Origin of the sequence: Bradyrhizobium sp. CCBAU 65884 (assembly GCF_028128835.1) — a bacterium.
Lineage (GTDB): Bacteria > Pseudomonadota > Alphaproteobacteria > Rhizobiales > Xanthobacteraceae > Bradyrhizobium > Bradyrhizobium ottawaense.
In genome coordinates, this window is sequence record NZ_LBJU01000088.1 from 1 (window position 1) to 16476 (window position 16476).

20 protein-coding genes are annotated in these 16476 nt (G+C 64.5%); 11 read left to right on the plus strand and 9 right to left on the minus strand.

Going from position 1 to position 16476, the window contains the following annotated elements; translation table 11 throughout:
- Positions 1-992: 992 nt before the first annotated feature.
- On the minus strand, positions 993-4097 hold the full coding sequence (locus XI03_RS05970) for a DEAD/DEAH box helicase (RefSeq protein WP_271591625.1): 3105 nt from the start codon (positions 4095-4097) through the stop codon (positions 993-995).
- Between the two features lie 791 nt (positions 4098-4888).
- Between XI03_RS05970 and XI03_RS05975 the strand changes: the two genes are divergently transcribed.
- Positions 4889-5128: a hypothetical protein gene (locus XI03_RS05975; RefSeq protein ID WP_271591607.1), complete on the plus strand. Its 240-nt coding sequence runs from the start codon at positions 4889-4891 to the stop codon at positions 5126-5128.
- A 159-nt stretch (positions 5129-5287) separates the two neighbouring features.
- The gene (locus tag XI03_RS05980; RefSeq protein WP_271591608.1) at positions 5288-5572 is read left to right on the plus strand and encodes a hypothetical protein; all 285 of its coding nucleotides are present in this window, start codon (positions 5288-5290) and stop codon (positions 5570-5572) included.
- A gap of 1 nt (position 5573) precedes the next feature.
- Here XI03_RS05980 and XI03_RS05985 read toward each other — a convergent pair whose 3' ends face one another.
- Complete coding sequence (locus XI03_RS05985; RefSeq protein ID WP_018317944.1) at positions 5574-5966, minus strand: NUDIX hydrolase; 393 nt, start codon at positions 5964-5966, stop codon at positions 5574-5576.
- Between the two features lie 141 nt (positions 5967-6107).
- Positions 6108-7187 carry an AI-2E family transporter gene (locus XI03_RS05990; RefSeq protein WP_370092373.1) on the minus strand — a complete coding sequence of 360 codons (1080 nt, stop codon included), beginning with the start codon at positions 7185-7187 and terminating at the stop codon, positions 6108-6110.
- Positions 7188-7337: 150 nt separating this feature from the next.
- On the opposite strand from XI03_RS05990, the gene XI03_RS05995 reads away from it, so the two are divergent.
- The 3 genes from XI03_RS05995 to XI03_RS06005 all read left to right on the plus strand — a co-directional run bounded on the left by XI03_RS05995 (position 7338) and on the right by XI03_RS06005 (position 8370).
- Positions 7338-7550, plus strand: coding sequence for a hypothetical protein (locus tag XI03_RS05995; protein ID WP_028144531.1), 213 nt, complete (start codon positions 7338-7340; stop codon positions 7548-7550).
- 151 nt (positions 7551-7701) lie between these two features.
- Positions 7702-7929, plus strand: coding sequence for a hypothetical protein (locus XI03_RS06000; RefSeq protein WP_271591609.1), 228 nt, complete (start codon positions 7702-7704; stop codon positions 7927-7929).
- 138 nt (positions 7930-8067) lie between these two features.
- The gene (locus XI03_RS06005) at positions 8068-8370 is read left to right on the plus strand and encodes a hypothetical protein (RefSeq protein ID WP_018317940.1); all 303 of its coding nucleotides are present in this window, start codon (positions 8068-8070) and stop codon (positions 8368-8370) included.
- Between the two features lie 27 nt (positions 8371-8397).
- Here XI03_RS06005 and XI03_RS06010 read toward each other — a convergent pair whose 3' ends face one another.
- From XI03_RS06010 to XI03_RS06020, 3 genes are all read right to left on the minus strand, one after another.
- Positions 8398-8718 carry a hypothetical protein gene (locus tag XI03_RS06010; RefSeq protein ID WP_038949116.1) on the minus strand — a complete coding sequence of 107 codons (321 nt, stop codon included), beginning with the start codon at positions 8716-8718 and terminating at the stop codon, positions 8398-8400.
- Between the two features lie 161 nt (positions 8719-8879).
- Positions 8880-9098 carry a hypothetical protein gene (locus XI03_RS06015; protein WP_028144529.1) on the minus strand — a complete coding sequence of 73 codons (219 nt, stop codon included), beginning with the start codon at positions 9096-9098 and terminating at the stop codon, positions 8880-8882.
- A gap of 339 nt (positions 9099-9437) precedes the next feature.
- A complete protein-coding gene (locus tag XI03_RS06020) occupies positions 9438-9722 on the minus strand; it encodes a hypothetical protein (protein WP_028144528.1) in 285 nt (94 codons plus the stop codon).
- Between the two features lie 187 nt (positions 9723-9909).
- Here XI03_RS06020 and XI03_RS06025 point away from each other — a divergent pair, with 187 nt between their 5' ends.
- From XI03_RS06025 to XI03_RS06035, 3 genes are all read left to right on the plus strand, one after another.
- Entirely contained in the window at positions 9910-10497 is a 588-nt protein-coding gene (locus XI03_RS06025) for a formyltransferase family protein (protein WP_028144527.1), read from the plus strand.
- 172 nt (positions 10498-10669) lie between these two features.
- Complete coding sequence (locus XI03_RS06030) at positions 10670-11020, plus strand: hypothetical protein (RefSeq protein WP_080670293.1); 351 nt, start codon at positions 10670-10672, stop codon at positions 11018-11020.
- Positions 10965-11510 (plus strand): hypothetical protein, encoded by a 546-nt coding sequence (locus XI03_RS06035; protein WP_028144526.1) that lies wholly within the window; start codon positions 10965-10967, stop codon positions 11508-11510. The genes XI03_RS06030 and XI03_RS06035 overlap by 56 nt, the downstream gene beginning before the upstream one ends.
- A gap of 52 nt (positions 11511-11562) precedes the next feature.
- On the opposite strand, the gene XI03_RS06040 is transcribed toward XI03_RS06035, so the two are convergent.
- On the minus strand, positions 11563-11961 hold the full coding sequence (locus XI03_RS06040) for a RidA family protein (RefSeq protein WP_028144525.1): 399 nt from the start codon (positions 11959-11961) through the stop codon (positions 11563-11565).
- Between the two features lie 165 nt (positions 11962-12126).
- On the opposite strand from XI03_RS06040, the gene XI03_RS06045 reads away from it, so the two are divergent.
- The gene (locus XI03_RS06045) at positions 12127-13002 is read left to right on the plus strand and encodes a DMT family transporter (protein WP_271591610.1); all 876 of its coding nucleotides are present in this window, start codon (positions 12127-12129) and stop codon (positions 13000-13002) included.
- Between the two features lie 201 nt (positions 13003-13203).
- The gene (locus tag XI03_RS06050) at positions 13204-14637 is read left to right on the plus strand and encodes a caspase family protein (protein WP_271591611.1); all 1434 of its coding nucleotides are present in this window, start codon (positions 13204-13206) and stop codon (positions 14635-14637) included.
- Positions 14638-14809: 172 nt separating this feature from the next.
- On the opposite strand, the gene XI03_RS06055 is transcribed toward XI03_RS06050, so the two are convergent.
- Both XI03_RS06055 and cysK read right to left on the minus strand, forming a co-directional pair.
- Positions 14810-15052, minus strand: a complete 243-nt coding sequence (locus tag XI03_RS06055) for a BrnA antitoxin family protein (RefSeq protein WP_028144522.1) — start codon at positions 15050-15052, stop codon at positions 14810-14812.
- 3 nt (positions 15053-15055) lie between these two features.
- A complete protein-coding gene (cysK, locus tag XI03_RS06060; protein ID WP_095424116.1) occupies positions 15056-16033 on the minus strand; it encodes a cysteine synthase A in 978 nt (325 codons plus the stop codon).
- Between the two features lie 222 nt (positions 16034-16255).
- Between cysK and XI03_RS06065 the strand changes: the two genes are divergently transcribed.
- Positions 16256-16474, plus strand: coding sequence for a hypothetical protein (locus XI03_RS06065; RefSeq protein ID WP_028144520.1), 219 nt, complete (start codon positions 16256-16258; stop codon positions 16472-16474).
- Positions 16475-16476: the final 2 nt, after the last annotated feature.

The following is a 16476-nucleotide window of genomic DNA, read 5'->3' on the forward strand; positions in this document are numbered from 1 at the left end:
AGGCCACGCCTTGACGGCCGCAAGCACGGCGTCATGCTCGCGGAAATCGGGCGTGCTTTAATGGTTGCTACGGCAGCCGTTCCTAAGTCCGCTTCCTGACTAGCGGATTTCCCGAAGATGGCATCATGCCACCGTTTTGCCCGACAAAGCAAACGGGCGTTGCCGCCGGATTCAAAACACCTTGCGCCAGCAGCACTTAGCTACTGTGCATGGGGTTGTTTTCGCGTTTTGATGCGCTCTCCCCTCATCCAGCACTCGGAACAGCTCCTCCATCCGCTCGCAGATTACAAATCTGGTCCTATCGGGCTCGTAGCGCGTTTGCGCGACAAAGTCGTTCGCCGCTCGACCTGGGCCTTCGCATCCAGCACCTTGTCTCCAGCTCGTGCGGCTCGCTGGTCTGAAAGGGTCGAGCCTCTCCCTGCCAGACCAACCGAACCAACGCCGCTGTTTCCCTGAGCCTGTGTTGCCGGCCGGAATCTGTTTTGGGAGGACGCCGAACCAGTGGCCGTTTGATCCTCATTGCTCGTGCCGCTCCCAATCGCGCCGATCGGCAGGCCATTTGGAGCGTGACCAGCCCCGGCATTTCTCGCGGCCTGAGCTGCCGCCCGCGACCTTGCGGGCGTGGCGGGCTGAACGTTCGGATTGGTCGGTTGGCTGTTGGTGCCCAGATCGCCGCCGGCGGCGCTGTCCTTTGTCCCCATCCCCGCGGGTGCGGAAGGACCTGCATTGCCCGCACTCGTCCCCATTCCAGAAGGCGCCGAGCCGCCAGCGCTACCCGGCCCGGTTCCCATGCCAGCTCCTGCCGACCCGGCATTTGCGCCGCCTGCTTGCACCAGGGCCAACAGACACGAGCTTGCGACAATCGCGAGGATTGGAGGAATGGCATGTGACATCGGACAATCTCCTTCGCCACGCCCCAACTGACTATAAGGGTGGAACAGGGATTCCGCTACGAATTCGCAGTTGTTCGCGCTGACGAACGCGCGAGCCCCTCACCCCTCGTCCAGGACCTCGAACAACTCCTCGACCCGCTCGAATGGTGCATCCTGCATCTTGGCGTAATGGACCACGCGGTCGCCGTCGCGTTGAAGCGACCTCCCCTTCGATTTCCGCAAGCGTCCGGGCAGGAACGTCGCGGCCGCAGCTTCAGGCCCGACGTCGAGGCGGATGATACCTCTGCGCTTGCACTCCAGCCTGAGCCTGGCTGCGGCGAAGAAGTCGCGCGCGACCTTCGGCAACGGGCCGAAGCGGCGGGAGGTCTCCTCTTCGAGGTCTTCGAGGTCGTCTTCGTCCGTGCATCTTGCGGCGCGCGCATAGAGTTCGAGCCGCACCGGCTCGGACTGCACATAGGTCTCGGGCAGCATGTCCGCGACCGGCACGTTCAGGTCAGGCACCCACACCGCCTGCCCCTCATCGAGCTTCTCCGAGGCCATCTTCAGGAGGTGGCTGTAGAGCACCGGCCCGAACACCTGGACGTGGCCGGATTGCTGCTCCGAGAACAGGTCGCCCGCGCCTCGCAGATCGAGGTCGCGCTCGCTGATGGCAAAGCCCGCGCCGGGCCGGCTGAACTCTTCGAGCACCGCCAGCCGCTTCTCGGATTGTCCGGACTGCGTCTCGGTCAACAGATGAGCGAAGGCGCGGATGCCGCCGCGGCCGACGCGTCCGCGCAGCTGATGCAACTGGGCGAGGCCGAACTTCTCCGGCCAGCAGACCACGATGGTGTTGGCACGGGGGATGTCGAGACCGCTCTCGACGATGTTGGTCGCGAGCAGCACGTCGGCCCTGCCCTCGACGAAGCTCATCATGCGGTCGTCGATCTCGTCGGCCGCTAGTCTCCCGTGCAGGCAGACGATGCGCAGGTCCGGCGCCACTGCCTGCACCCGCGCCAGCATCGGATCGAGATCCTGGATGCGCGGACAGATCAGGAAACTCTGGCCGTGGCGGCGCTGCTCACGCAGCAGCGCGGAGGCGATCGCCGCATCCGACAGCGGCGCGATCCTGGTCGCGACCGGCAGCCGGTGCACCGGGGGCGATGCGATCACGCTGAGGTCGCGGAAGCCGGCCAGGCCCGCGGCAAGCGTGCGCGGGATCGGCGTCGCGCTCATCATCAGCACATGGACATTCTTGGCGAGGCCGGACAGCTTGGCCTTCTCGGCCGCGCCGAAATGCTGCTCCTCGTCGATGATGACGAGGCCGAGATCGTCGAACCTGACGTCCTTGCCACCGAGCGCCTGCGTGCCGATCACAACCTTGATCCGGCCGCTGCGCAGTCCCTCCTTGGTCTCGCGCAGCTCCGCGCCCGAGGTTGCCCGCGACAGATTTCCCACCTCGATGCCGAACGGTGCAAATCGCTTCTGGAACGTTGCGACATGCTGCCGTGCCAGCACGGTCGTCGGCACCGCGATCGCCACCTGCTTGCCCGACAGCACGACGGCGGCCGCCGCACGCAGCGCTACCTCGGTCTTGCCAAAGCCGACGTCGCCGCAGATCACCCGGTCCATCGGGTGACCGGACGCAAGATCGTCCAGCACGTCAGCGATCGCCTTGGCCTGGTCGGTCGTCGTGAAGTAAGGGAAACGCGCGACGAACTTCTCGTAGGCCGAGCCCGGCGGAACCAGCTTGTCGCCGCGCCGCTTGCGGCGCTGGCTGATGTGCTTGGCCAGCGCCTTGCCTGCCACCTGGATTTCGCGCTCGGCCTCACCGCGGCGGGCCCACCACGTGCTGCCGTCCGCCTTGTCGAGCGAGAGCTTGCCGAGCTCGGCCGCGTAGGGCCACATCAGGGCCAGATCGGGCGGCGGCACCAGCACCGCATTGTCGCCGGCGAACTTCAGGCGGATCATCTCCCGCATTGCGCCGCCGCCGGTGTTCACGGTCTGCAGGCCGTCGAGCACGCCGAGGCCGCGCTGGAGATGGACGACCACCGTACCCTGCTCGGGCACGTCGGCATGGTCGAAGGCCGCGCTCCAGGCGCGCGCCATCGGCTGCGGATGATGCGCCCGGCTGCCGAGCACGTCGGACGCCGTCACGACGACGAGAGGCTTCTTCCCCGGCATGACGAAACCGGCATCGAGATCGGCCAGCAGCGCTGCCTCGCCGCTGCGCCCGCGCGCCGCGTCGTCCCAATCTTCGCAGCGCGGCGCCTTGAGGCCGCTCATCCGCTCCATCACGCGCAGATCGTCCTCATGCGCTGCGGCGAGGATCAGTCGCGATCCGGCCCGGCGCGTCTCCTCGACGAAGGCACGCAGCGCCTTCCGGGAGGATGTCAGCTTCGAAAACTCCGGGATGGTCTGGAAGGACGACGCGCGCGGCAACACCTTCATCCCCCGGGAGAGCTGCTTCCAGTCGCGCCGTCCGAGATATTCGCGCTCACGTTCCGCACGCGGCGCGGCCTCCTCGATCGTGTCAAACCAGCCGTCGGCATGCATCGGCACGCCGGCATCGGCAATCCATTTGGCGCGTCCGCAATAGTCGAACAGGTTCGCGCGCTTGCCGCGTTTGCCGGCAAGGCCAAGCCGCTCCGACATGGGATCGACGACAAGCTCCTTGGTCTCGAAGATGATCCTGTGCTCGTTCGGATCGAACGCCACGATCCGCCTGATCGCGCGATCCGAATGCTCGATCCGGAACGGCCCCAGCGCGCCGGCGGGAAAAATCTCGAAGGTCTGGCCGTGAAAGAGCGCCCCACCCGGATAATCCGGCTCGTCATCGAGATCGTATCCGAGGGCTTCAAGGCGCGTCTCAAGATCCTGTTCGGAGAACGTGCCGCCCACCTTCAGGCTCACGCTCAGGCGCGACAGGCTCGCCGGCAGCGGCAGTCGCTCCATCACGGCTTCCGCCGTCGAGACGAGAAAGAGCGGCTTCTTGGATTTTGCAAGGCGCCTCAGAACGGAAGCTCTGCGCCCCGCCAGCTCGTGCGACGGCTCGAGCTGATCGAACGGCAGAGTGTTCAAGCGCGGAAAGACCAGCACCTCACAGGAGGGGTCGAGCGCGTGAATGACACTGCCGAGCCGCTCCGCCCTGTTCTCGCTCTCGGCGAGAAAAACGATGCCGCTGCGTCCGGACTGCGTCCATTGGGCAAGCAGATGGAGTGCCAGCACGCCGAGCGGCGAAGAGGACGAGATCGCAGTGCGCTGCGCATCTTTGCTCTTCCTTGGCAGCGCCTTGCGTGGCGACGTCTTGTTCGCCGTTGTCTTGTTCGGTGACGTCTTGTGCGGTGACGCCTTCTTCGGCGGCGTCTTGGCCACCCGCGCCTTTTTGGTAAGCCTCACTTGAATCCGTTTCTGGTCGTAAGCCGTCGTCAACTGAACGCCAGCCGCCCTCATTCCGATTCGGCGACTTCTCGCCTTGCATATGGGATTTGCCCGGTGAACGCACGCCTGGTGGCAACGTTCGGCGCGGCGCCGCGATCCCGACAATTTGGCTGTTGATCGAACTCGGGCCGGAACTAGCGCGGCGCGAGATCTGCGTCTGTCGATGCGACGCTTGGCGCGATTGTAAACATTCTGCGCCCGGAGAGAAACGAAAAACCCCAGCGCTTGGAGCCACGCTGGGGCGTTTCGAGCAAAATGAACTGGTCAAGCAATGACGTCTTCATAGCAGCGATTTCACCCCGCGCTTGTGAACTGGTTCACATGTTGCGGCAAACAAACGACCCCGGTGAACCGAGGTCGCCAACCTTTGTGGGGAAGGTTTTCTCGCTGCCCGGGGGCTTTGGGGACTTAGGGATGGGCCGCGAGCCTGGATTCGACGCCTGCAGCGCCCAGTCGTTCCAAAGCCGCCGCTGGAGGTTCGCCCGCGCGGCCAATCGCGCCGGAACGGGGTACCGCGCCCCCCCGGTTTGAGCACGCCCCCGCCGCGCGCTAGGATGCCTTCTTTTACGGAGGCTCATTTGAAACCAATCTTTTTCATTGCCGCCATTGCACTGCTTGCGACGGCTCCCTCCCGCTCACAGCCGCTGGTCGATCCCAACAAGGTTGCTCCCGAATTCCGCGAGGCGGCCGAGAAGCGCCGGGCCGAGCAGTTGCGCCAGCGCGAATGCGCGCTGAAGGCGGATCTCGAGAAAGTGCTGCCCAGGGATCGCACCGCCTTTCTCAACCAGTGCCTGGACACGATGGCGGCCAAGCAATAGCGGCTGACCGTTTTCCAACCGGCCTCTTCCGCCGCCGGCCGCGGCCGATGGCGCTTGCCCGCGCGATCCGCGAGCATCCGACCACGAAGGCATTCAAGCTTTCTTCAGACATTTGGGATCATCTGACGGTCCATTTCCCAAAATCATTGTTGTCCGCGCATGAGTTCAGTCCAGATTCAGTGCACGCGGTGCAAGAACGTGTTTCGCGATCGCGCCGGGCGGTTGCAGGACGGCTATTCCAGACAATGTCCGAGCTGCGAAGTGGTGCTGTTCTTCGCCGAGGATTCCCAGCATCCCTTCGTCAAGCGCGCGATGCGCGATGCGCGCAAGGTCCGCAAGGAGATGCGCGAGGCCGAGGCCGCGAAGCTGGCGGCGCCCGAATCGCAGGGGCAGCAGTCGAGGAGGTTCGCCGGACGAACACGATCGGCGGGACGCGAGGACTAGCTCACCGCCGCCTCTGCTTCCTCGGAAACAGGCGGTCGCGGATATAGCGCGAGGTCGGCGTCAGACGGATGCCGCGCGGCTTCTGCCAGGCGGCGCGGTCGATCTCCTTCTTGTCGCCGATCGCCAGCCTGCCTTTGGCCGTCTTGGCAATGAAGATCGCGTCGCTCATCTTGCGACCGGAGCGCTTGTTCCTCGCCGTCACTTCCTTCCAGAGGCTGATCCTGCCGAGCTTCAGCTTGGGCAGTTCCTCCCTGATCTCCCGCCGCAGGCAGTCCTTGTCGGACTCGCGCGCGCGCTTGCGGCCGCCCGGGAACATCCACAGGCCGTCCGACCGGCGTCTGACCAACAAGACCTTGCCGCGCCGCGCGGCAACCAGTTTGGAAGACTTCGCCATTGCTGCCGTCATTGAAACCAGAATCGTCCCGATCGTAACTTGTCTAGTCGAACAGACAAGTTCCCGGCACGTTTTGATCACAGGCCGCGATCCCTCGGGTCCTGGCGGCACGGCGGAAAGATCGCGCCGATCGAGGCAAGATCAGCCCTCGGCCGCTCCCGCCCGATCCTCGGTCCTGATCCAGGCCATCATCATCTCCCAGGCCACCGACAGGATGATCGGCCCGATGAACAGGCCGACGATGCCGTGGGCCAGCGTGCCGCCGATGACGCCGACGAAGATCACGATAGTGGGCGTGGTCAGGCCGCGCCCCATCACGAGCGGCTTCAACATGGTGTCGAGGAAGCCGACCACGACGAGAAACACGGTGAGCAGCAGCGCCGTGGTGACGTCCTTGGCGGTCCAGATCCAGATGATGACAGGCAGCAGCACGAGGAAGGCGCCGATCTGCACGATCGAGAGCAGCAGCACGATGAAGGCGAGAAGGCCGGCGCTCGGCACCGCGGCGAGCTTGAAGCCGATGCCGGCGAGCAGCGCCTGCACGATCGCGACGCCGATCACCCCCTGCGCCACGGCGCGGATGGTCGCACCCGCGAGCGACAGGAAATGCTCGGTCTGCTCGGGCACGATGCGAAACAGGAAACCGCGGCTGGCCGCGACCAGCCGCGGCCCATGTGGAAACAAAAAGCCGGCCACGAACACCGACACCAGGAACTGGAGCGTGCCGACGCCGGCATCGCCCGCGAGCGAAAGCAGCGGGCCCGCCAACGGCTGGAGATACGGCGCCACCTCGCGTACCACCGCGCGGACGTTGGTGTAGGCCTGGTCCCAGAGTTCGTAGAGCAAGGGGCCGACCAGCGGCCACGATTTGAGCTGCTCGGGCGCGGCCTGAAGCGCCAGATCGCCGGTGCCGAGCTGATGCGCCAGCTCGCGCACGCCGTCCACCGCGCTGATGCCAAGCCAGGTGGCCGGGCCAATGACGATACCGAGCGTGATCAGGGTCAGGATCACTGCTGCGGTCTTGGGCCGGCCGCCGAGGATTTTTGCGACCCAGCTGAAGGCCGGATAGAACGCGACCGCGAGCACGCCGCTCCAGGCCAGGATCGGCACGAACGGGCGGATGATCAGGAAGGTCCAGATGATCAGCAGGGCGAGCAGGCCGAGCCGGATCACGAGCTGGATGACATCCTCTCCCGTCAGGAGCTGACGGAGACTTTTCACGGGCACTGCTTTCCTTGCGGCATGAACGCAACTTCCGGTGCTTGCGAGGTCTAGCCGTTATTGCCAGCAACGCATCCGGCGTCAAGGCGACTGGAACTGCTCGGGGCCACGATTAGGAACACATCGGGGCCATCCCGCATTCGAAAGGCGATGACAGACCCTCCCGGAGAATCCGATGCACGCGCGGGAATGCACCGCGGCATCCGCTATTCCCTGAGGCCGAACGCCGCGCCGGGCTATTGGCAATATGCCTATGCGATCGGCGCCAGGGTCCGCTCCGGACGGGTGCAAGGCAGGCTGCGGCAGCTCGCGGTCAGGCGGGTGCAGATGCGCATCGACCGGGATATGCGAAGCGACAGCTGATCCGGCTGCGAGGTCGCGCCGATCTCGCATGGCCCGCGACGGCGGCCGGGCGTGGCTAACGCCCGTTAACCGGATTTCCCTGCCCTGGTTTACGCCACTGCAAATGCCCATGACTACCGTGGGTCGAGGTCAACAAAAAGCATTCCGTCAAATGGCCAACAGCATCTGGACGATCGAAGAATTCACCTGTGCGGGTTGCGGCATGAACTACAGCGCGACCAGGGAAGAGCACAGCGAAGCCCACACCGGCAGCTTCAAATGCAGCATCTGCAGCGGCGTGGTGCACGCCTGGTCCGGCAAGCACCATTTTTTCGGCTGGCAGGCGGTGAAGACACGGCCGCCCGTGTTCGGCAGGCGCTGGGCCGACGTCGAGTGGTAGGCAGTCCACGGCGCTGTGATTGCGCCGCGCCGGTCATCCTGGACGGACCGGGATCGGCCGAATTGCACCGGAACCGTTTGGACTCCGTTCACCGATCGCCGCTAGATCAGGACGGATCCTCCGCGCCGAACAGCAGACATGGCCGATCTCAACGCCGTCCTTACCAGGCTCAACGACCGCCTGCTCCGCCTCGAGGGCGAGCTGTTCGTGCTGCGCTCGCTGGCGCGCGCGACGCTGACGGCGGGCGACGACCATGCGGCGCGGATGCGCAAGCTGGTCGAAGCCGCAAAGATCGCGCTCGACGACGAGGCCAAGCGCCCCCTCGACAAGCCGACACGCAAATATGTCGATGCAGCCACCGCGCTGGTGGAGGAATTGCTGGTCGAGCCGACCCCGGCTCGGCCGCTGTTCACGGTGATCGACGGCGGCCGGCGCGACTGAGCGCGCCCGCCTCAGCTCGGCGATCGATTACCGCCCGTACATGCCGGGCGCGCGTGCGCCGTTCGGAAAGCACTGTCCGCGCGAATAGTTGTAATCGTAGCCGTGCGGACAGAGGCCGCCGCCGCGTTGGCGTCCGTAGTATTCGTGCGGCCCGGGATTCCGCGTGTAGACACCCGGCGCATGATAATCATTGGGGTAGCAGCGGCCGTTCGAGTGGTTGAAATCATAGCCGTCCGGGCATCGTCCGCCCGGAGCAGCCCTGAACTGAACTTGCTCCACCATGGGCTCCGGCGATGCCGCAGGCACGGTTGCAAAGGCAAGCAGGCCGGCCAGCGCAAGCTCGATCATGACGTCTCCTCCAAATCACGGGGACAAGCCTAGCAGGATTCGTGTCCCACGAAACAACCCGGGGATTGAGACATGGCCGGCCTGAACCATGCATGAACCGGCCTCCGGCTGCGACGATGCGTCGTCCCCACGCCACGCGAGAGCCCGCCTCGCCGCCCCCGCTAGACCGGGCTGGAATTTTCCGCCTTGAGCCGGCTGAGGCCGGCCTCGATGATCGCGATCTCCTCGTCGATCTGGCCGATCGGCAGGCTGAAATCATAGCCGGACCTGCTCTTCAGATCGACCGCGAGCCGCTGCCTGTGCATCATCAGCTCGTCGAGCCCGCGCCGGTTCTTCAGCCGCACATAGCTGTCGACGATCTGCTCAATTGCGCTCGGCATGAAATCTGTCCCGGCGAAAAAGGCCCGCGCGGCGCACAAAGGCCGGCGGGACATTTTCGGTGTCGCGGTACGCAATACAAATCCGCGACGGATTCGTCGATACGCCAGGCTGGTTGAGATCGTGTTACCATTCGATGATTTCGTGATGGGTGGCACGAAAAGGCCGCTGGCGAATACGCCAGCGGCCAAAGCCGGGTTCGAAAACGGATGCGGGTTGAAATGTCGCCAGCCCCGGTGGGCGCATGTCTAGCAGCCGGCCGCGAATACCTCTGTTAAAAACCAAACACAGGAACCGGTTTTATCGCCTCCTTGCCGGCCCGTCGTGGCCGCGCGGCAACGCTAGTCCGTGACGCAGAAATAGGTGCGCGGATATCTGCGATAGGCGCCGTAGCGATAATACGGCCGGTAGGCATAGCCGCGATAGAGCGCCGGCGGCTCCTCACCGTAATAGGCACCGTGATAGAAGTTGGTGACCGTCCCTCCGGCGCAACGATAGGCGTCCCAGGTCGGCCCCATGAACGGCGCGACCCCGGTCTCCGGCGGCACGGCAGGGTACGGCCCGCCGGCATGAGCCGGAGGGGCTACGATCAGTGTCGCGAAAAGGAAAAGCCAGGCGCCTCGCATGCACTCGCTCCCGAGCCGTGCAATGCAGGTATGGAGCACTGGAACGGCCGCCTGCGCAATCGCGAAATGCGTCGTGTCCCGCGCCGGCACATTGTTGATAACCGGCGCAAACGCTGCGCGGGTGGTGACAGGGCGTCCGGACGTGTTATCGGGGGATGACGCAGTTGCGAGACCGGATCGGACACCCATGCGCATTACCCTCGTCGGCTCCCGCCATTTCGGCGTGACCACCCTGAACATGCTCCGGGAGCACGGCGTCTCGGTCGTCCGGGTCGTCGTCGCCGATGCCGAGGATCGGCTCGCCGCGACCGCCAAGGCGGCCGGCATCGACGTCGCGGTCCAGGCCAATCCGAAGCTGGTGGTGGCCTCCGAGATTGCCCCCGATACCGACCTGATCATCACGGCGCACAGCCACGCCCGGATCGGCAAGGACGCGCTCGCCGCCGCCAAGTTCGGCGGGATCGGCTATCACCCCTCGCTGCTGCCACGCCATCGCGGCAAGGCCGCCGTGGAATGGACCATCAAGGAAGGCGATCCGATTGCCGGCGGCACGATCTATCATCTCGCCGACCGCATGGACGCCGGCGCCATCGCCGCCCAGGACTGGTGCTTCGTCAGGAAGGGCGAGACCGCCCGCGAACTCTGGGAGCGCGCGCTCGCTCCGCTCGGCCTCAAATTGCTGGCCGACGTGATCGATTATGCCAAGGTCCACAAGGCGCTGCCGTCCAAGACTCAGGACGAGCAGTTCGCGACTTCTGCACCGAGTCTGTCCTGACGTTTACCCTTAACGTGAGGGGGCCTTGATTCCGCTTAGAAAATCGGAACCGGGAACGCAAATAAACCATTGTTTCCACAGGAACAATTTTCGATTTGGCATTGCAACAAATTTCCGTCACATTTCGTCCGAATAAGCGTCAGCATATCAGACAAATTCAAGGACGGAATTCATGCGTTTTGGTCGCATCGCGGCGTTCTGTGCCGCTTCAGTTTTGACCGGCACCCTCGCCGCTCCCGCCCTCGCCCAGAGCCCCTATGACGGCAACTGGCAGGTCGTCATCGTCACCAAGAGCGGCACCTGCGAGCCGACCGCAAGCTCCATGCTGACAGTTGCCGACGGCAGGATCACCGCGCCCGGCGCTAACGTTTCCGGCACCATCGGTAGCGGGGGACTTGTGAAAGTTTCGATCAATGGTGCATATGCCAACGGTCAACTCAACGGCAACGCCGGATCGGGGAAGTGGAATGGAGCATCTGCAGGCATACCGTGCAGCGGGCGGTGGGAAGCATCGCGCCAGTAAACCAAGTGTGGCTCGCGCCCGGAAGCGGCGGCTGCTGATCGCGGCCGCCGTTTTGTTTGCGGCAGGGATCGCCAACTCTGAAAGCAAGGCCCAGTCCGGCCCGTTCGCCCCGATGGCAGGAAGCTGGAGCGGCGGCGGCGTCGTCACGCTGGACGACGGCTCGACCGAGCGGATCCGCTGCCGGGCCAAATACGCCCCGATCGGCCCGACCATGGAGATGTCGCTGACCTGTGCCAGCGATGCCTACAAGTTCAACCTCGGAGCCAATGTCAGGGCCGAGGGCAGCGCCATCACCGGCAGCTGGTCCGAGGCCAGCCGCAACATCTCCGGCTCGCTCCAGGGCCGCGGCGGCGGCGGGAACTTCGAAGTGGTCGCCTCCGCGGCGGGCTTCAATGCCAACATCGCGCTGAAGACGAGCGGCAACAAGCAGAACGTCTCGATCCGCGCGGACAGCCAGTTCCGCGGCGCCAATATCTCGCTGTCGAAGTAAGACTGTAGAGTGCCACGGCAATCGATCCGGCGCCCGCGCCGGATCGATTTTTTTATGCGTTCGGCACGAACGCCGTGACCTCGATCTCGACCTTGGCCCGCTCGTCCACGAGGCCGCCAATATAGAGCAGCGTCGAGGGCGGGAAATTGCGGCCGAGCGTCTCCTTCCAGGCTGCGCCGATACCCACGCCCGCGGCCTCGTATTCGCTGCGGCTGGTCAGATACCAGGTCAGGCGGACGATGTGCTCGGGGCCGGCACCGGCCTCGGCCAGAAGCTTGATGATCCGCTTCAGCGCGGCTCCGACCTGCACCGCCATGTCGGGCGCGTAGCTACCCGTCTCGTCGCCGCCGGTCTGGCCGGCCAGAACCACCCAGCGACCAGGGCCCTCCGCCACAACGCCATGAGAGAAGCCGCGCGGTTTTTTCCATTCGGCCGGCTGCAAGATCTGCATGAGCGGAGTTCTCCCATTTTTTGTCGTTGTTCGTTGATGCCTTAGCACGTCGCCCTGCATCGCTGCATCCGCAGATTTGGCCGTTGCAAACGGTGGCGATGTCGTCGATACCGGCCGTCCTTTCACATTCCAACCTCCAGCACCCTGCCCCCAAACCCCTGCCCAATGAGCGCGACACCGTCCAAAACGATGGCTGCATTTTGGATGGCCGGCTGGCTGTCGCTGATGCTGGTCATGGCGGTTGCCGGGCGCGAGACCACGCGTGAGCTCAACGTCTTCCAGATCATGGAAGTGCGTTCGGTGATCGGTCTCACGCTGCTCCTGCCGCTCATCTACCGCGCCGGCGGCTTCAAGGCGGTCGCGACCAAACGCCTGCCGCAGCACCTTGCACGCAATGGGGTCCATTATTTCGCGCAGCTCGGCTGGTTCTACGCACTGACGCTGATCGGAATCGGCCAGGTCGTGGCGATCGAGTTCACCATGCCGATCTGGACTGCGGTGCTGGCCGCAACGTTCCTGTCTGAACGCATGACGGTCTGGAAGATCGCCGCCGTCGTGCTCGGCATCGTCGGCGTCGTCATGATCGTGCGGCCCGCCACCGGGGAGATCAATCCCGGCCAGCTGATCGCGCTCGGAGCCGCAATCGGCTTCAGCGTATCCATGATTCTGGCGAAATCGCTGACCCGAACCGAGAGCGCATTATCGATCCTGTTCTGGATGATCATCGTGCAGATGGTCGTGGGCCTGCTGCCGACGCTCTATGTGTGGACCTGGCCGTCAGCCTACCTTTGGGGATGGCTCTTCGTCATCGGTGTCTGCGGCACTTTCTCGCACTATTGCCTTGCCAGCGCGCTCCGATATGCCGACGCAACGATCGTGGTTCCCATGGACTTCCTCCGGGTTCCACTGACGGCGACGGTCGGCTGGCTGCTGTATTCCGAGCGGCTCGACGCCTGGACCGTGCTCGGTGCTGTGCTGATCCTGTGCGGCAATCTCCTGAATTTGAAGCCGGTCTCAGCGATTCCCGCCCGCGCGGGGTGAACCTCGCGCTGCCTCGCGCGACAAAACAAAGTGGCCGTGTGATTTGGATCACGTTGGGAAACATTCCCATCGTGCACATTCGGCCACACAGCAGCGGGTTGCATGCAACGGACCGCCGTTTCGGTGGCGCGAAGTCGGGCACTTCGTGTAGGTTCGTTGCCAATTCGTTGCTGCCTGCAATTCGATTCTGGGGATTTCAGAATGCGCTACCTCACCCTCCTCGCTTCGCTGATGTGCATGGCGCTGTCGGTCAGTGCCGCGAAGGCCGACCGCCGCGTCGCCTTCGTCGTCGGCAACGGCTCCTACAAGAACGTCGCACAATTGCCGAACCCGCCGATCGATGCCAAGGCGATGGCGTCGACGCTGCGCAATGTCGGCTTCGAGGTGATCGAAGGCTCCAATCTCAGCCGCGACCAGATGACGGAGAAGCTGCTCGACTTCGGGCGCAAGGCGCAGGGCTCCGACATCGCGCTGTTCTATTATGCCGGCCACGGCATCGCCGTCAGCGGCACCAATTACCTGCTGCCCGTCGACGCCGACATCAAGTCGGAGATGGACGTCAAGCTGGGCGCCGCCATCAACATCGACCTGACGCTCGAGCAGACCATGGGCGATGCCAAGGTCAAGCTCGTGTTCCTCGATGCCTGCCGCGACAATCCGTTCGCCGCCAAGATCAAGTCGAACTCCGCGACGCGCAGCGTGAACGTGCAGAGCGGTCTTGCCGAGATGAAATCCGGCGAAGGCACTCTCATCGCGTTCGCCACCGGCCCCGGCCAGACCGCGCTCGACGGTCAGGAGGGCAACAACAGCCCGTTCACCCGTGCGCTGATCGACAACATCACCAAGCCCGGCATCGAGATCCAGCAGGCGATGACGTCGGTGCGCGCCCAGGTCAATGAAGAGACCCGCAAGGGTCAGCTGCCCTGGGGCCACACCAACCTGACCGGCTCGGTCTATCTCAACCAGGCTCCGACAACCCAGGTCGCCAACGCGGCGCCGACAGCTTCTGGCATCGTGCCGGCGGCGGGCGGCAGCTCGGACGGCGTCGAGCTCGAATATTGGCGCTCGGTGAAAGAGTCCAACAAGCCGGAAGAGCTCAACGCCTATCTCGCCGCCTATCCCAACGGTCAGTTCAAGGCGCTGGCGCTGGCACGCCTTGCGGCCATCAAGAGCGGTCCCTCGACCGCGACGCGCACCCTCAACGCCGGCGTCGATCCTGCGACCTTCACCGACGAGGCCACCCAGCTCACCGAGGATCAGATCGGCCTCGACAAGACCCAGCGCCGCGACGTGCAGCGTCGTCTCACCGGGCTCGGCTTCGATACCAAGCAGACCGGCGTTTTCAGCGATGAGACCCGGACCGTGCTCAAGCGCTGGCAGGCCGCGCGGGGCTATCCCTCATCGGGTTACCTCAACAAGCACCAGCACAAGGCCCTGATCTCGGAGGTCCAGGCCGCCCCGCCGACCGCGAGCGACACCAGCCAGAAGGCGGCCCGCCGTGCCGCCGCGCCCGCAGGCAGCAGCGCACCGGCACCGGCACCGGCTCCCCAGCGCGGCAATCCCGGCGATGCCGCCGGCGCGGCGTTCGTGGGTGGCGTCGTCGGTGGCATGATGGGCGGCATGTTCCGCCGCTGAGATGCGGTGAGGTTGAAAACACAAAAGCCCGGCTCGCGCCGGGCTTTTTCGATTGTGCGACGGTGTCGCAGCATGCTCTTCATTACGAGGAGCTCTTGCGACGAAGCAATCCAGAATCTCTCTGCGGATACATTTCTGGATTGCTTCGCTGCGCTTGCAATGACGAGGTTGGCTACTTCCCCGCGGCCTTGCGCAGCGCCTCGTTGATGCGGTCCTGCCAGCCGGGGCCGCCCTCCTGGAAGAACTCCAGCACGTCCTGATCGATGCGTAGCGTCACCTGCTCCTTGATCCCCGGTGCCACGTTCGGCTTCGGCGGCGCCGCGGCGACCTTGGCCGTCACCTTCTTGAACGCCGCCTCGGCCTCTGTCCTGGCATCGCCGAGTGTGCGCGGCCGCCTCGGTGGTTGATCTGCCATGTCCTAGATTCCCTCAAACAGCGCTGTCGAAAGATACCGCTCGGAGAAGGACGGCACGATCGCCAGGATGGTCTTTCCCGCCGCTTCCGGCCGCTTGCCGATCTGGAGCGCGGCCGCGATCGCCGCGCCCGAGGAGATGCCGCCCGGAATCCCCTCGTGCCGCGCCAGCGCGCGCGAGGTCTCGATCGCCGTCGTCGAGTTGATTTTCACGATCTCGTCGATCACGGCGCGATCGAGGATGTCAGGGACGAAGCCGGCGCCGATGCCCTGGATCTTGTGCGGCGTATGCTGTCCGCCCGACAGCACCGGGCTTTCCTCCGGCTCGACCGCGACGACGCGCAGTGAGGCCTTGCGTGGCTTGAGCACCTGGCCGACGCCGGTGATCGTGCCGCCGGTGCCAACGCCGGCCACGAAGAAATCGATATTGCCGCCGGTGTCGTTCCAGATTTCCTCTGCGGTGGTGCGACGGTGCACCTCGGGATTGGCGAGATTCTTGAACTGCTGCGGCATCACCGAGTTCGGCGTCGTCTTCAACAGCTCCTCGGCGGCGGCGATCGCGCCCTTCATGCCCTGCGCCGCGGGCGTCAGCACCAGCTCGGCACCGAGAAATGCCAGCATCTTGCGCCGCTCGATCGACATCGATTCCGGCATCACCAGCTTGAGGCGGTAGCCGCGCGAAGCCGCCACGAAGGCGAGCGCAATGCCGGTATTGCCGGAGGTCGGCTCGATCAGCACGGTGTCGGGCTTGACGATGCCCGCCTTCTCCATCGCGATGATCATGGCCGCGCCGATGCGGTCCTTCACGCTTGCGGCCGGATTGAAATATTCAAGTTTTGCCAAAATGGTCGCGTTCACGCCGTGCATGCCGGGCAGCCGGCGCAAGCGCACAGTCGGTGTATTGCCGAAGGCCTCGACAATCGAGTCATAGATCCGGCCGCGGCCGGGTTGGTGCGCTGCACCCGTGTTGGACGATGCGTCCATGATGAACTCCCTGTGACCACATTTGCGCTTCTTACGCGGCTCATGCGCAGTTACGGATAGCCTGCGACGACACGCAAGCGACAATTGCGGCACATGTTAAATACGCTGCATCGCAAAATCGCGTGAGCTTTAATTAGCAGAAAACCAACGCATTTGTGTTGCGACCTCGTCAACTGATTCTGCTTATGTTAGACTTAGGTCTCAAAGCAGGGAGGTCACACGATGTCAGCAGTTGCTGAAGTGATGCCGACCGTAGCGCTAAGGCGTGATCCGCGTTGCAGCGAATTGCCGACCTGTCCCGTCTGCGCCGATTCCATGGTCGCCGCCGAAGCATCCGCCTACATCTCGGACCACGTCATCAGCTATCTCTGGACCTGCGACAATTGCGGCTACGGCTTCGTCACCAAGCACGCCGTCAAGCAGCGGATCGTGTGCAATTGAGC

What these genes read in the sequence shown, in the direction of transcription:
- XI03_RS05980 (WP_271591608.1), top strand. Translation starts at nt 5,288, where the DNA reads ATGAGTTCAGTCCAGATTCAGTGCACGCGGTGCAAGAACGTGTTTCGC.
- XI03_RS05985 (WP_018317944.1), bottom strand. Translation starts at nt 5,966, where the DNA reads ATGGCGAAGTCTTCCAAACTGGTTGCCGCGCGGCGCGGCAAGGTCTTG.
- XI03_RS05995 (WP_028144531.1), top strand. Translation starts at nt 7,338, where the DNA reads ATGACAGACCCTCCCGGAGAATCCGATGCACGCGCGGGAATGCACCGC.
- XI03_RS06000 (WP_271591609.1), top strand. Translation starts at nt 7,702, where the DNA reads ATGGCCAACAGCATCTGGACGATCGAAGAATTCACCTGTGCGGGTTGC.
- XI03_RS06005 (WP_018317940.1), top strand. Translation starts at nt 8,068, where the DNA reads ATGGCCGATCTCAACGCCGTCCTTACCAGGCTCAACGACCGCCTGCTC.
- XI03_RS06010 (WP_038949116.1), bottom strand. Translation starts at nt 8,718, where the DNA reads ATGATCGAGCTTGCGCTGGCCGGCCTGCTTGCCTTTGCAACCGTGCCT.
- XI03_RS06015 (WP_028144529.1), bottom strand. Translation starts at nt 9,098, where the DNA reads ATGCCGAGCGCAATTGAGCAGATCGTCGACAGCTATGTGCGGCTGAAG.
- XI03_RS06020 (WP_028144528.1), bottom strand. Translation starts at nt 9,722, where the DNA reads ATGCGAGGCGCCTGGCTTTTCCTTTTCGCGACACTGATCGTAGCCCCT.
- XI03_RS06025 (WP_028144527.1), top strand. Translation starts at nt 9,910, where the DNA reads ATGCGCATTACCCTCGTCGGCTCCCGCCATTTCGGCGTGACCACCCTG.
- XI03_RS06030 (WP_080670293.1), top strand. Translation starts at nt 10,670, where the DNA reads ATGCGTTTTGGTCGCATCGCGGCGTTCTGTGCCGCTTCAGTTTTGACC.
- XI03_RS06035 (WP_028144526.1), top strand. Translation starts at nt 10,965, where the DNA reads ATGGAGCATCTGCAGGCATACCGTGCAGCGGGCGGTGGGAAGCATCGC.
- XI03_RS06040 (WP_028144525.1), bottom strand. Translation starts at nt 11,961, where the DNA reads ATGCAGATCTTGCAGCCGGCCGAATGGAAAAAACCGCGCGGCTTCTCT.
- XI03_RS06045 (WP_271591610.1), top strand. Translation starts at nt 12,127, where the DNA reads ATGAGCGCGACACCGTCCAAAACGATGGCTGCATTTTGGATGGCCGGC.
- XI03_RS06050 (WP_271591611.1), top strand. Translation starts at nt 13,204, where the DNA reads ATGCGCTACCTCACCCTCCTCGCTTCGCTGATGTGCATGGCGCTGTCG.
- XI03_RS06055 (WP_028144522.1), bottom strand. Translation starts at nt 15,052, where the DNA reads ATGGCAGATCAACCACCGAGGCGGCCGCGCACACTCGGCGATGCCAGG.
- cysK (WP_095424116.1), bottom strand. Translation starts at nt 16,033, where the DNA reads ATGGACGCATCGTCCAACACGGGTGCAGCGCACCAACCCGGCCGCGGC.
- XI03_RS06065 (WP_028144520.1), top strand. Translation starts at nt 16,256, where the DNA reads ATGTCAGCAGTTGCTGAAGTGATGCCGACCGTAGCGCTAAGGCGTGAT.